Source organism: Vibrio sp. 10N.222.51.C5, assembly GCF_041474575.1.
GTDB classification, from domain to species: Bacteria; Pseudomonadota; Gammaproteobacteria; order Enterobacterales; family Vibrionaceae; genus Vibrio; species Vibrio crassostreae_C.
Window position 1 is genome coordinate 15,653 of the sequence record NZ_JBFRUJ010000040.1, and the last position, 12,958, is coordinate 28,610.

A 12,958-nucleotide genomic window follows, 5' to 3' on the forward strand; every position below is an offset into this window, starting at 1 on the left:
ATGAATGATGTCTAACTAAGGTCACATTATTCATAACGCGATCGCAAGTATTCCGTGCAAGCCTTATCTATAATAAGCACAATAATAAATCATTAACGTAACGATTAATGTGAATATGCAGTCGACTTCTCTCCTGATACAAGACATTGAGCAAACCCAACGTGAATTGGAAAAGATAGATTTTCATCAACATGAAAGCCTACTGATTCAGGTGTTTTCGTCTTTCGAGAAAGGTTCTGTTTTGGCTGCCTGCCAAGTGATTCAATCGACTTTTCCCAATGCCAAATTGATTGGTTGCAGTGCTAACCACTACATTAGTCAAGGTGTCATCCTGCACCAAGGTCTTTATCTGATTGTTACCCGCTTTGACGCGACGTCTTACTCTTGTGGTGTTGTCGAATATAGCGAACAACCATTGCTCGATAGCCACGCTATGTGGCAACAGCTTGAGTGCAATGATAATACTCAAAGCATCATCTGTTTCGCAGACCGCTTGCAGATAAATAACCGAGATCTATTTTCAGCGTTTGAGCAGTCGATGTATTCATTACCGATCTGTGGCGGTGCATCGACCATCACAGATAATGGGCGATGGGTGATGTTAGACGGCATTTGCTATGAAAATGCCTATGTGATGTTGGCGCTGCACAGTGTTGAGCTCTCCATCGCTAAGGGTTACTACACTGAATGGAATCCGATTGGTCGAACTTTTCGAGTGACAGGTGCTCAAGAGAACCGGTTGTTGGAACTGGATGGGATGCCTGTTCGCGAACTCTACAATCGTTACCTCGCTGATGGCCTCGAAGTGCCTTTTGAGCAACTGCATAACTTTCCCTTGATGGTCGGTGACCCGAAAGAGCAAAACATTCACTTACCGCTCAAGGTAACGGAAAGTGGAGAGATAGAATTCAGCGGCCTGTTCCAAGTGGGCGATGAGGTCCGGTTTTGTTATGACCATCCATCACTGACCTTAGAGCAGATACGACTGGGCGTGCAGCAGATCGCCTCTCATAGGCCAGAACAGTTCTTCATTTACAACTGCACCTCTCGCATCGACTTTATCGATGGCAACCAAGAGGTAGAGGTTTTCCAAAAATTGGCCGACAGCTATGGCGTTTACTGCATGGGAGAACTTTATCAAGAGAATAGCCAACAGCGAATCTTGCACCATAGCCTCACTTACCTTGCGCTTAGAGAGGGTGAGGGTAAGGCAGTATTGCCATTAGAGACACAACCCGCTACCAATATATCCCCTCTGTTTTCATTGATCCGAAATGCCCTGCTTGATGTCGATGATATGAATAACAGTATGGCGAGTAAGATTCAGCAGCAAGCCACTGCATTGACGGCAAGCTATCGAATTGATCACCGTACAGGTTTACCCAATCGAAGTGTGCTGCGTGAGAAACTGTCGAAAATGAGCAGTGACAGCCACTTGTTAGCTTTGAAGGTCACGACCTTTGGTCAGATCAATGAGAAGTATGGCTATCGAGTGGGTGACAAGCTTCTGCATGATTTGAGTGAGTACTTTCAAAAGGCGCTGTGGCAGTTCTTTGATGAGGGCTGTCAGCTCTACAGTATCGGTATTGGTGAGTGGGCGGTGGTGTTTGATAGTTGGGCGAGCCAAGAACATATTCATCAGCGATTCTCGGAATTTGCCGATCAAACCGAGCATGTGAATTTTGAGCCTACCGGTTTACCCGATATTGATTACTTGTCGGTGTCTATCTGTGCGGGTATCGCCAGCCGTCGAGATTTCCCGACTACCTCTATTGATGACTTATTGTTGAAGGCGATTGATGCGAGGCGCAGCGCTGTCAGCCAGAACAAGCACCTAGTGAGCGCCAAGGCACTCATTCAATTGGAGAAGCATCGCCAAGAGCAACTTGGTTGGCTGTCGTGCGTGAGTCGCGCGGTGCTTAATCAGAATATTGTGGCGTGCTCTCAGCCCATAGTTTCAGCACACAGTCATCAGGTAGAGAGCTACGAGTGTTTGGTTCGAATTGAAGAGGACGGTCAGTTAATTGCACCGGGTAAGTTCTTGCCAATCATTGAAGGAACCCATCTCTATACACGCCTCAGTCGTCAGATGATAACGCGCACCTTCGATTTTATGAGTCAGCGAACCGATTCGTTCTCAATTAATTTAGCGCCACAAGATTTCAGCAATGAGAAAACCATTCTTCACCTTGAACAAGCGATCAAGAAAATCAGTCACCCACAGCGTATTGGCTTGGAGGTGTTAGAAACGGAACAAATTCAGGATTACGGTCGCTTGATTGAGGTGTGTAATCACTTCCGCGATCTTGGTGTGAATATTATTGTTGATGACTTTGGTTCGGGCTATTCGAACATTGATGAGATATTGAAGCTAGAACCACAGGTGATCAAGCTTGATGGCAGTTTGATTCGCAATATTGATAAAGATAAAAAGCAGCGCAAGATCGCTCAGCAGTTGGTGAGCTTATGCCAGATTCTGAATGCTAAGACGGTGGCGGAGTTCGTTCATAATGAGCAGGTGTGCCGTATTGCTGAAGACATGGGGGTCGATTACTTGCAAGGGTATTACTTTGGTCAACCTCAGCGTTTGTTTTGATGGAGCGAGCGTTTCACGTGAAACACTGGTTGGCTCAATAACGAAAATACGATGTAAAAAGGGTGAGCTTATGGCTCACCCTTTTTGTTTTTAGTGTCTGTCTCGTCCCGAAATGTGTTTTTACCTTCCCGCGCGCCTGCTTGGTCTATTTGAGGGCGTGGCCACACTTGTCGGCGTGGAACACTTTTAGATAATGCTGGTAGTAGTCATCAATGAGCTTGGCAGATTCACTTTCACCTAAAGATTTGAGTAACTCAATACCCACTTCACAAGTACACAAGTGGCCACTGTCTTGGTTGCGGCGCAAGGTGTATGAAGATTCGCTGGTAATATCGAGGTGAACTTGCGGAACTGCTTGTAACCACGAGCTCTTGTTAAGCATCTTCTTCGCTTCTTGCCATGTGCCATCCAAGATGATGAATAGCGGCTTACGGCTCTGGGCTTGGGTCATTACAGCTTGCTGGCACTCGACACTTTGATCACTTGGGAATAAAAGAAACGGTTGTCGTGTTTCATCGTCAAGCAGTGCGATGAGCTCCGCTGGTGGTGTTTTCCTTTGCCATACAATGGACTGACACTGATCAAGGGATTGCTGAAGCAGCTTCCCTGTATTGGTATCGCGTGACAGTTCATTCTCATGAGTGAGCAGTACAAGATCGATTTGGCTTGCGACACTAGGTATCAGGTGACAAATACATTGGTGAGTGAAGCTACAACCATGGCAAGCTTGTTGGTTACTCATGTTTACAACTTAACTCCACTTTGTGCGGGTGAGATACCATCAGCAAACAAAACCACGTCGCTGATATCAGCATCATCTGCAACTGGAGCGACACTTGGGTTTAGCGGGTAGCTGACACCAGAGTATGAAAGTGTGTGTTTCGCCGGTGTTGCACCGCCGCCACTGACATTGAAGATCAGATCCTGCCAGCCGTGGTTTTGCGATTTACCTAAGCGTATGTCGCCCTTAACCAGTGTCACTCGGCTATTGAAGCGCCAGTTATCTTGATGGTTTTCGAAAATTAGCAGTGTACAGCCACCAGAACCACACCAATCGAGTTGGGCGAACAGCTCTTCTTTACCGTCGCCGTTGAGGTCGTAGGTTAACCAGCGGTATTTAGTGTCGTCAGGTGAGCTGTTGTTGATCTTAAAGTATTCGCGGATCGCTTGGTCGACTTTTGGATCAAGTTGATCGCTGGAGTTCACCTGCTTTGCGGTTAGATCAACGTTAGTGGTGGTGTTTACTTGTGCTTGCGCACTCTTAGCTTCGAATAGCACCAGACCGCCATTGGCAATCGGATACACCACGTTGCCCACTTTCTCTTTTTCAGCGATTAGCTTGCCATTATCGAGTGTGAAGATGCGCTCGGAGATCAAATATTGTTGCTGGTGGCGAGTCATAACCACTTGTACCTGATTTTGGTTCAGTTGCTGCCAGAAGCCTTGTTCAACAATGGAAGGGTCTCCATTGCTGTATGAATAAGTCGTGATAGCACTGTGGTCATTGTTGAGTTCAAGGTTGATAGAGAACCCTGAGTTTTGCGTTGAGCTAGCGAAGTAGAGTCCGCTCCAGTCCAGCGTTGGATCTTGGTTAGAGACCGTCGCACAGCCATTGTAGTTACTGTCATTGAGGTTAAGCTTGGCATGCCATCCATAGATAGAATCGCTCATGCCGTCGCTACAGCTCTCTTTCGTAAGGTTGAGTTTGCCTTGTGCAGCTTTACCTTCTAATTGGTAGTCACGGCTGCTCGATGTGGTGCGGCTTGATTCAATATCGAGGGTCTGTGGCTGTTCGCCCATCTTGGTGTATTTCAGCTGGTCTTTATCGAAGGTTGCTGACCAGAAGGGTTCATTACCAAATACTCGTGTTGAGCGCAGCGGTTGGACGCAGCGATCTGGGTTCTCTGCGGTTAGGATGTTCACTTGGTCAACCACGAAACGCGCTGTGAAATCTGCGTTATAACCCGTTTGGCTCGGCACGGTTAGGTGACCAATCAGCTCGCCATATAAGGCTTGGTAAGGTCTCGTTGAGAGCCCTTGTGCTTCTAACGCTAACTCTGGAGATAAGTCTAACCAGTATTGTTGTTGGCTACCGCAAGGAGTGAAGGTTCGGCTTTCATGGCCAACCACCACCTGACCACGCATGATGAAGGTTTGCGGTTGAATGCTCAGTGGCTCATCCAAGTTTGCTGGGGGCTGTTCAGGTTGTTGCGGCGTATCAGGTGCCGTAACACAGCCTTGCAGAGCGAACGCGACTAGCCATGTCACTGGGTTTTTCATTACCTTCATGTTATATCTTCCTCGGAGCAACCGTTAATTGGATTTATTATGGCATATTGGTTATTTAAAACAGAACCCGACACCTTCTCTATTCAGACTCTTAGAGTACAAAAAACCTCTTGTTGGGAGGGTGTACGCAACTATCAGGCTCGAAACATGATGCGTGATGACGTCAAGCTTGGCGATCTGGTGATGATATACCACTCATCATGTAAAAAAGTTGGCGTAGCGGGGATCGCTAAAGTAACCAGAGAAGCCTACCCAGACCACTTTCAGTTCGACCCTGAGAGTGATTACTACGATCCTAAGTCTTCACCCGATAACCCACGCTGGATCATGGTGGATGTCGAGTTTGTGCGAGTGACTGAGCGCTTGATTCCTTTGGTTACGCTTAAAGCCATGCCTGAACTCTCCGAAATGCCCTTGGTGAAACGCGGTAATCGCTTATCGATCATGCCGGTTACCGAACAAGAGTGGCAGGCAATCTTAAGCAAAGAAGTGTTAGGTTCTCGATAGCGTTAGAGAGAGCTTTTTACGTAAGGTTCAAAAAAGGCAGCCAGTTGGCTGCCTTTTTATTTATTCAGATCTGTTCAACGAGCGAGATTAGAGCAGATGCTTTTCTAGGTAGTGAGCAACGGCATCGTCTGCGTTACTGCCAATCACTTCATTGTCAGGTAGTGCTTTCATCACTTTCTCATGTGATGTACCCATGATTAGACCTTTACCCGCCATAGCCAGCATCTCAGCGTCATTCATACCATCCCCAAAGGCAACACAGTTATCCAGAGTCAGGTTTAGTGATTTTGCAACAGCGTCTAGAGCGTGGCCTTTAGAGACTTCAGCTGCCATCACTTCCAGACACCAAGGTGTAGAGAAGGCGATGTTCAGTTTGTCGCCAAAAGCATCTCTTAGCTTTTGTTCAAACGTGACGAGATATTCGTGGTCTTGTTCTGGATGTGTGAAGAAGACTTTCGCGATGCCTTCGCTTGGTGCGTTTTCAGCTTCAAAGCGCTTGTAGCTAAAGCCAGACTCACTGTGGAATTTAGCCAACATTTCATCTTCACGGTCTAGTAACCAATCTTCATTCTGGTACATGTGAATAAAGAGGTTTGGATCTTGGCGCACAATATCAATAACTGGCTGAACGAGTTCCTGAGGTACGTTCTGGCTATACATCAGTTGATCGTTTTGGTCATGCACGCGTGCACCGTTTGAAGTGATCATGTACGCCGGAATACCTGCTATCTGACGAATACCCGCCACATCGACGTGGTGACGACCCGTAGCGAAGATGAAGGTATAACCTTGGTCGTGTAATTTCTTAAGCGTTAGCTTGGTAAAGTCGCTTAGCTGATGGTTGGGAGCCAAAAGCGTACCATCTAAATCAGAAGCAACAATTTTCACGGAATCTTTTAGTGCAGGAATACTCATTTAACCCTCATTGCAAAATGCTTAACCAATATTGACGCTAGCCAGCGCTAGAATCGTTTTAACTACAATATCTCTAGGTAGAAATTGTATGCCAAATTCATGCAAGAAAAGAGGGCAAAGCTCACTTACTTCTCTTCCTCTTTAGCGCTTATTTTCTTGGTAGGTTGCTTAGCCTATTAGCTCTAGGCGAAAAACTGATTGATCGCATCCAGTGTTTGATTGCGATATTCATCCTGCTCAAACAACACCTCATGCCTAGAACCCTCAATCAACTTAAACTGACAATCAGAGTTGGTTTTCTTCAGCTTAGAGATGAACTTTACTTGAGCACTGTTACTGACAATCTTTTCATCCCCAGCTTGAATCAATAGCAGAGGGATCTTGATTTGACGAGTTTGTTGAATTGCTTGCTTGGCGGCCATTAACCCTTGCCACACCCAACGCGTGCTTGGTCCACCCACCTGCAAAGATGGAGACTCGTCATATAAGCGGCGGAACCACTGATAGCGAACCTTACTGTGGCTCAGTAAGTTGTTTTCAAAAGGCTTCGAATAATATGCTTGCTGGCCCGGCGCGTAAGTTGGCTTGGCATAAAAAGCGGTAAGCACTTGTCCAACGATCATCGCGATAGGTTTCAGGTACCACTCGGTATTGATACCAAACATCGGAGCGCACAGAGTCACCTTATCAAACGGGTGGTCTGGATGGGTTTGTAGGTAGCGAGTGGCTATGGTGCTGCCCATTGAGTGTGCGAGCAGGTAGCGATTGGAATACTTACTGAGATCAAAACTGGCAATGACGTCAGACATGTCAGATTCATAATCATCAAACTCATGAATGTGACCAATGTCAGAGTCTGTTACCATACGTTCAGACTGGCCTTGACCTTGGTGGTCAAATGAATAAACGTCATAGCCTTGTTGATAAAAATCATAAAAGATTTCTTGGTATTTTTGGCAGCATTCGATACGGCCATTTGAAATCACAATAGCTTTGCTGTGCTTTTCTGAGGTGAGGCTGCACCAGTACAGTTTCTTTTTACCAGACGATGTTAAAAACCCCTCTTTTCTTTGTTGCCAAAGAGCGTTGATCGGGTGTTTAATCGCATGATCGAACTGAGGTTCTTGAGTGTAAGGGAAGGTGGCTTCGCTGTGGTTTTCCATGGGAAATTACCTGAACTGATGCGTGTGAGAGCTTTATTGCTACTAATGTTGTTAGATTAAAGAACTAGTAAGGAAATGCAAATGGATACTCATGTTTGGCTTGCTTATGTTGTCACAGCGATTTTGTTTAGCTTGGCTCCGGGCTCGGGTACCGTTAACTCAATCAGTAATGGGCTTAGCTATGGCACTAAAAAGTCACTCGCATCAATTGTTGGCTTACAGCTTGGTCTTGCGTTTCACATTATGCTGGTGGGCGCGGGTATCGGTGCACTCGTTGCTAAGTCTGCGTTGGCGTTCACCATCATTAAGTGGGTCGGCGTGGTGTACTTACTTTGGTTAGGTATTCAAAAGTGGCGTGATAGCTCGAGCCTAGTAGCATCTGAAGAAAGCTCTACTCTGTCGAGTGGCAAACTGCTGAGAAACGCTGTGCTTATCAACCTAACTAACCCGAAATCAATCGTGTTTTTGGTGGCTTTGTTTCCTCAGTTTATTGACCCTACACAACCTCAAGCACCTCAGTTATTAGTGCTAGGTGTGACGACAGTATTCATTGATAGCGTTGTTATGTTGGGTTACACCTCATTAGCGTCACAAATGGGACGTTTTATTCGCTCTGATCGCATAATGGGTAAGATAAATAAAATATTTGGTGGTATGTTCATGGGCTGCGGTGCTTTGCTAGCTGCCGCGAAAGCTTAGATTAAGCGACTGAGTTATAGTTAAACCAATCAGAGTTATCAAGAAATGACCGCTACATACGTTGCTCGACAACCTATCTTAAATCGCAAGAGGAATACACTCGGCTATGAGTTGTTATTTCGCGATGGAGAAAAGAATGCGTACCCAGCGCATATTGAGTCTAATCGAGCAACGTATCGTCTGATTGTTGAGAACTTCTTGTCTGTTGGTCTTAACCCTTCTATTCCATCTTCACGCTGCTTTATCAACTTCCCTTATCAAAGTTTGATTCGTCGACTGCCCTTAAGTTTGCCGAAAGATAAGGTGGTGGTAGAGATTCTGGAAACCTGTAAACCAACAGATGAATTGTTGGAAGCGGTTAAAGACCTTTACCAAGCGGGTTACATGATTGCCCTAGATGATTTTACTTCGACCCCAGAATGGGAACGTTTCCTTAAATACACGCATATCGTAAAGCTCGATATTATGCAGATGGGTTTGGATGAAGCGTGTGATTTGGTTAGGGCGCATCAAGGGAAAAAGTTTAGCTTTTTGGCGGAGCGCGTTGAGACCGAACAAGAATTCCAGCAAGCCAAAGAGGCTGGCTTTAAGTTTTTCCAAGGTTACTTTTTCAATAAACCGGAAATCATCAAGAGTAAATACATTAGCCCTGAGCAAGTGATTGCTATGGAGCTGTTTCAAGAAGTGTGTAAGCCCGATGTGGACTTTCAACGGGTGGAGAGCATTGTCGCGAAAGATGTGGCGCTCTCATATAAGCTGCTGCGTTTTGTGAATACTATGTCGCCGCGCCTTGAAGTTACCATCTCTTCTTTTCGTCAGGCTTTGGTATATCTAGGTCAAGAGAAACTGAAAATGTTTGTCTCGTTAGCCGTCGCCTCTTATGTGTCCGATAAAAAGCCTAAAGAGCTGTATGGATTGTCTCTACAGCGTGCTCAGTTTTGTCAGCGTATGTCTCGCTATCAGGCATTTGAAGGGTATAGAGAACAGGCCTTTATGATTGGCTTATTCTCCTTGTTGGATGCTCTGTTGGACTTGTCGTTAGATAACTTAGTCGAGCAGTTGCCGCTGTGTAAAAGTATCAAGGTTGCTCTATTACGTAGAGAAGGGCCATATGGTACCTTGCTCGCACTTGAAGAGAGCTTTGAACATGCCGATTGGCAGCAGATGGATGAGCACTGTGCTCATTTAGGATTGAGTGTGGAACAGGTTAAAACTGAGCTCACCGAAGCTCGACGCTGGAGTCATAACGTAACCAATCAGCTCTGATTTATCTTCGTTAAACTTTTATGACAATTATAACGCACGCCTTGACGTGCGTTTTTTTATATCTAATATATATGCATATCCATATATGAGTATGTATTTATGCTTCCTCACCAATTTTTTAAATTACTGTCCGATGAAACGCGAGTGCGTTGCTTAATGTTGATAGTTCGCAATGAGTGCTTATCGGTTGGTGAATTGACTCAGGCATTGCAAGAAAGTCAGCCAAAGGTTTCACGCCATCTTGCGCAGTTGCGTTCAAACGGTATTTTGACTGATGTTCGCCAGGGGCAGTGGGTGTTTTACCGCCTGTCACAAGATTTACCAGGTTGGATGCTAAAGTTAATTGACGACCTTATCGCATCGAACTGTTTGAAAACTGAATACCAGCAAGATATTGAGCGCTTAGAGTCGATGAACTCACGCCCAGTATGTTGCGTTTAAATACATTAAAACTTAATGCCGAAATAGTTGGAGTTGCAGTTAGGCGACAAGTGAACTTATCCCTATGAGCATAGTGGCTCTATGTGATTAGGGAGGCCGGCGATCCGGTAAGTGAACGTAGTCAACAACGCTGCGGCTTCAAATATGAAGGCAATTAACTGAGAGAACAGAAAATGACAGTCAAAGTAGGTATTAATGGTTTTGGTCGTATCGGCCGTCTAGCACTTCGCGCAGCATTCGATTGGGATGAGCTAGAATTTGTTCAAATTAACGATGTGGCTGGCGACACAGCAACATTGGCTCACCTTCTTGAGTTCGATTCGGTTCAAGGTCGCTTTCACCACGAAGTAACTGCAGAAGGCGACGAGATGATCATCAATGGTCAACGCATCAAAACCACAAAAGAGCGCGACATTGATGCGATCGATTGGTCTGGTTGTGATGTGGTTATCGAAGCGACAGGTGTTCACCGTAAGACCTCTTTCCTAAACAAATACCTAGAGCAAGGTGTGAAGCGCGTTGTGGTATCAGCCCCTGTGAAAGAAGAAGGCATCGCAAACATCGTTGTCGGTGTGAACGACAATATCTTCGATCCTGCGGTACATAAAATCGTAACGGCAGCGTCTTGTACAACGAACTGTCTCGCGCCAGTGGTTAAGGTGATCAACGAGAAGCTTGGTATCGAGAACGCAGCTTTCACCACTATTCATGATCTAACTAACACGCAAACGATTCTTGATGCGCCCCATAAGGACTTACGCCGTGCACGAGCATGTGGTATGAGCCTTATCCCAACAACAACGGGCAGCGCTAAGGCGATTGTTGAGATCTTCCCAGAGCTTGAAAACCGTATCAACGGCCACGCGGTTCGTGTACCACTAGCGAATGCTTCTCTGACAGACATCATCTTCGAAGTGAAGCAAGACACCACAGCAGAAGAAGTCAACGCGATGCTGAAAGAAGCGTCTCAGAATGAACTAAAAGGTATTCTTGGCTTTGAAGAGCGTCCACTGGTTTCTATCGATTACAAAGGCGACCAACGCTCAACAATCGTGGATGCACTATCAACGATGTTGGTCGGTAAGCGCATGGTTAAGATCTACGCTTGGTACGACAACGAGATGGGCTACGCGACACGTACCGCTGAGTTAGTTCGTACCGTTGGTTTAGCTTAAGCCTGCGTACTTAAGAAATAGTAGAATTTGGAGAATACATAATGACACATCCAACATGGCAACTAGACCTAGAGCAAGGTGCGTTAGTGCTTACTCCGTGCCCAGGCACAAAAGAAGCAACGCTTGATGCATCACTGGCTCAGCTAAAAGAGCAAGGCGTTGAAGCTATCGTGACAGCACTTGATGACCATGAGCTTGCAAGCAAAGACGTGGCGGCACTTGGTGAAAAAACACGTGCGCTAGGCATGCAATGGTTCCAAATCGAAATTGAAGACGACTGTGCACCGGGTGCTGATTTTGCTGCGAAGTGGCAAGCGGCTAGCCCTGAGCTACATAACATCGTTGATAACGGCGGCAAGGTTGCGATGCATTGTATGGGGGGCTCTGGTCGCACTGGTTTGTTCGCGGCTCACCTACTGTTAGAAAAAGGCTGGGATTTGAGCAAGGTTGTTCAAGAGGTGCAGGCACTGCGTCCCGGCGCATTTACTAAGCCTATTCAGGTTGAGTATATCAATGGCGTAGCGAACAGCTAATAAGCCATCGTTGTTATACAAGGAGCTTTTGGTATCTGGAGTGTTTAGCTTATCGTGATCCAAAAGCTCTTTTTGTTTAGATTGCAGAGATAGCGTTATGTTTTCAAATCTAAGTAAGAGCGTTCGCCAATACATGTTGGTGACTTTTAACTACTGGAATTTCACCATTACTGATGGTGCACTTCGCATGCTGGTGGTTCTGTATTTTTACGACCTTGGTTACAGTTCGTTAGAAATCGCCTCACTGTTCCTTTTCTATGAATTCTTTGGTGTGGTGACGAACCTAATCGGTGGCTGGTTAGGGGCGCGTCTTGGCCTCAATAAGACCATGAACATTGGGTTAGGCATGCAAGTCGTCGCCTTGGGTATGCTCGCGGTGCCAACGGCAATGCTGACCATTCCTTGGGTCATGGCGGCGCAAGCCTTGTCTGGTATCGCTAAAGACCTCAATAAGATGAGTGCCAAGAGCTCAATTAAGACTCTGGTTCCTGATGAACAACAAGGCGCGCTTTATAAGTGGATTGCGATTCTGACCGGATCTAAGAATGCGCTTAAAGGGGCAGGCTTCTTTATTGGTGGTTTACTGCTTTCAACGATTGGCTTCCAATACGCCGTGCTCGCGATGGCAGCCGTGTTGGCATTGGTCTTCGTTGGCAGTGTGTTGAGCTTAGAAGCGGACATGGGCAAAGCGAAAACCAAGCCTAAGTTCAAACAGATCTTCTCTAAGTCTGAATCCATCAACATCCTATCCGCAGCACGTATGTTCCTGTTTGGCGCTCGTGATGTGTGGTTTGTGATTGCTTTGCCGATTTACCTAGGCAGTGTGTTTGGTTGGGATCACTCATGGGTTGGCGGTTTCTTAGCTGCTTGGACTATCGCTTATGGCTTTGTACAGGGCATAGCGCCGAAGATTACTGGTAAAGCTCAAGGTAAGGTGCCAGATGGCCATGCCGCGCTGTTATGGGCTGGTGCGCTGGCTATAGTGACCGCTGCTATCGCTTATGCGGTACAGATTGGCTGGCAACCCGAGTTAGTTATTATCGGTGGCTTGATGGTGTTTGGTGTCATCTTTGCGGTGAACTCATCACTTCACTCATATTTGATTGTGAGTTATGCGAAAGGCGATGGCGTTTCTCTTGATGTCGGTTTCTACTACATGGCAAACGCGATGGGCCGTTTGATTGGCACGATATTGTCGGGCTTGGTATTCCAAATGGCAGGTTTGTCTGCGTGTCTGTGGGTTTCCTTCGCATTCTTGGCGATAACGACGGTGATCTCTCTGCGTTTACCGAAAGTGCCGCAAATTTCAGCGGCATAAGCTTCAGCCACATGAGCCTCATTTGTGAGAGCTCAAGTCGCAGAAGCTAGAGTCGT

12 protein-coding genes are annotated in these 12,958 nt (G+C 46.2%); 8 read left to right on the forward strand and 4 right to left on the reverse strand.

What is annotated here, in order from left to right:
- Positions 1 to 115 precede the first annotated feature (115 nt).
- The gene (locus tag AB4558_RS13295) at positions 116 to 2,596 is read left to right on the forward strand and encodes an EAL domain-containing protein (RefSeq protein WP_372072727.1); all 2,481 of its coding nucleotides are present in this window, start codon (positions 116 to 118) and stop codon (positions 2,594 to 2,596) included.
- Between the two features lie 145 nt (positions 2,597 to 2,741).
- On the opposite strand, the gene AB4558_RS13300 is transcribed toward AB4558_RS13295, so the two are convergent.
- Both AB4558_RS13300 and AB4558_RS13305 read right to left on the reverse strand, forming a co-directional pair.
- Positions 2,742 to 3,338 (reverse strand): tRNA-uridine aminocarboxypropyltransferase, encoded by a 597-nt coding sequence (locus AB4558_RS13300; protein WP_017061019.1) that lies wholly within the window; start codon positions 3,336 to 3,338, stop codon positions 2,742 to 2,744.
- Between the two features lie 2 nt (positions 3,339 to 3,340).
- Entirely contained in the window at positions 3,341 to 4,885 is a 1,545-nt protein-coding gene (locus tag AB4558_RS13305) for a COG3650 family protein (RefSeq protein WP_017061020.1), read from the reverse strand.
- A 39-nt stretch (positions 4,886 to 4,924) separates the two neighbouring features.
- On the opposite strand from AB4558_RS13305, the gene AB4558_RS13310 reads away from it, so the two are divergent.
- Positions 4,925 to 5,392, forward strand: a complete 468-nt coding sequence (locus AB4558_RS13310; RefSeq protein WP_017061021.1) for an EVE domain-containing protein — start codon at positions 4,925 to 4,927, stop codon at positions 5,390 to 5,392.
- An 87-nt stretch (positions 5,393 to 5,479) separates the two neighbouring features.
- Here AB4558_RS13310 and AB4558_RS13315 read toward each other — a convergent pair whose 3' ends face one another.
- The gene (locus tag AB4558_RS13315) at positions 5,480 to 6,307 is read right to left on the reverse strand and encodes a Cof-type HAD-IIB family hydrolase (RefSeq protein ID WP_017061022.1); all 828 of its coding nucleotides are present in this window, start codon (positions 6,305 to 6,307) and stop codon (positions 5,480 to 5,482) included.
- Between the two features lie 182 nt (positions 6,308 to 6,489).
- On the reverse strand, positions 6,490 to 7,470 hold the full coding sequence (locus tag AB4558_RS13320) for an alpha/beta fold hydrolase (protein WP_017061023.1): 981 nt from the start codon (positions 7,468 to 7,470) through the stop codon (positions 6,490 to 6,492).
- Between the two features lie 81 nt (positions 7,471 to 7,551).
- On the opposite strand from AB4558_RS13320, the gene rhtB reads away from it, so the two are divergent.
- The 6 genes from rhtB (at position 7,552) to arsJ (ending at position 12,902) form a co-directional block, all read left to right on the forward strand.
- Entirely contained in the window at positions 7,552 to 8,169 is a 618-nt protein-coding gene (gene rhtB, locus AB4558_RS13325; protein ID WP_017061024.1) for a homoserine/homoserine lactone efflux protein, read from the forward strand.
- 45 nt (positions 8,170 to 8,214) lie between these two features.
- A complete protein-coding gene (locus AB4558_RS13330) occupies positions 8,215 to 9,435 on the forward strand; it encodes an EAL and HDOD domain-containing protein (RefSeq protein ID WP_372072729.1) in 1,221 nt (406 codons plus the stop codon).
- A 99-nt stretch (positions 9,436 to 9,534) separates the two neighbouring features.
- The gene (locus tag AB4558_RS13335; protein WP_004736602.1) at positions 9,535 to 9,876 is read left to right on the forward strand and encodes a metalloregulator ArsR/SmtB family transcription factor; all 342 of its coding nucleotides are present in this window, start codon (positions 9,535 to 9,537) and stop codon (positions 9,874 to 9,876) included.
- A 173-nt stretch (positions 9,877 to 10,049) separates the two neighbouring features.
- Entirely contained in the window at positions 10,050 to 11,051 is a 1,002-nt protein-coding gene (locus tag AB4558_RS13340; protein WP_372072731.1) for an ArsJ-associated glyceraldehyde-3-phosphate dehydrogenase, read from the forward strand.
- 41 nt (positions 11,052 to 11,092) lie between these two features.
- Entirely contained in the window at positions 11,093 to 11,584 is a 492-nt protein-coding gene (locus AB4558_RS13345) for a cyclin-dependent kinase inhibitor 3 family protein (RefSeq protein ID WP_372072733.1), read from the forward strand.
- Between the two features lie 97 nt (positions 11,585 to 11,681).
- The gene (gene arsJ, locus AB4558_RS13350) at positions 11,682 to 12,902 is read left to right on the forward strand and encodes an organoarsenical effux MFS transporter ArsJ (protein ID WP_029235838.1); all 1,221 of its coding nucleotides are present in this window, start codon (positions 11,682 to 11,684) and stop codon (positions 12,900 to 12,902) included.
- Positions 12,903 to 12,958: the final 56 nt, after the last annotated feature.

Excerpts from the sequence above, each read along its gene's own strand:
- AB4558_RS13330 (WP_372072729.1), top strand. The coding sequence starts at position 8,215 with ATGACCGCTACATACGTTGCTCGACAACCTATCTTAAATCGCAAGAGG.
- AB4558_RS13295 (WP_372072727.1), top strand. The coding sequence starts at position 116 with ATGCAGTCGACTTCTCTCCTGATACAAGACATTGAGCAAACCCAACGT.
- AB4558_RS13310 (WP_017061021.1), top strand. The coding sequence starts at position 4,925 with ATGGCATATTGGTTATTTAAAACAGAACCCGACACCTTCTCTATTCAG.
- AB4558_RS13320 (WP_017061023.1), bottom strand. The coding sequence starts at position 7,470 with ATGGAAAACCACAGCGAAGCCACCTTCCCTTACACTCAAGAACCTCAG.
- AB4558_RS13305 (WP_017061020.1), bottom strand. The coding sequence starts at position 4,885 with ATGAAGGTAATGAAAAACCCAGTGACATGGCTAGTCGCGTTCGCTCTG.
- AB4558_RS13315 (WP_017061022.1), bottom strand. The coding sequence starts at position 6,307 with ATGAGTATTCCTGCACTAAAAGATTCCGTGAAAATTGTTGCTTCTGAT.
- AB4558_RS13335 (WP_004736602.1), top strand. The coding sequence starts at position 9,535 with ATGCTTCCTCACCAATTTTTTAAATTACTGTCCGATGAAACGCGAGTG.
- arsJ (WP_029235838.1), top strand. The coding sequence starts at position 11,682 with ATGTTTTCAAATCTAAGTAAGAGCGTTCGCCAATACATGTTGGTGACT.
- AB4558_RS13340 (WP_372072731.1), top strand. The coding sequence starts at position 10,050 with ATGACAGTCAAAGTAGGTATTAATGGTTTTGGTCGTATCGGCCGTCTA.
- AB4558_RS13345 (WP_372072733.1), top strand. The coding sequence starts at position 11,093 with ATGACACATCCAACATGGCAACTAGACCTAGAGCAAGGTGCGTTAGTG.
- rhtB (WP_017061024.1), top strand. The coding sequence starts at position 7,552 with ATGGATACTCATGTTTGGCTTGCTTATGTTGTCACAGCGATTTTGTTT.
- AB4558_RS13300 (WP_017061019.1), bottom strand. The coding sequence starts at position 3,338 with ATGAGTAACCAACAAGCTTGCCATGGTTGTAGCTTCACTCACCAATGT.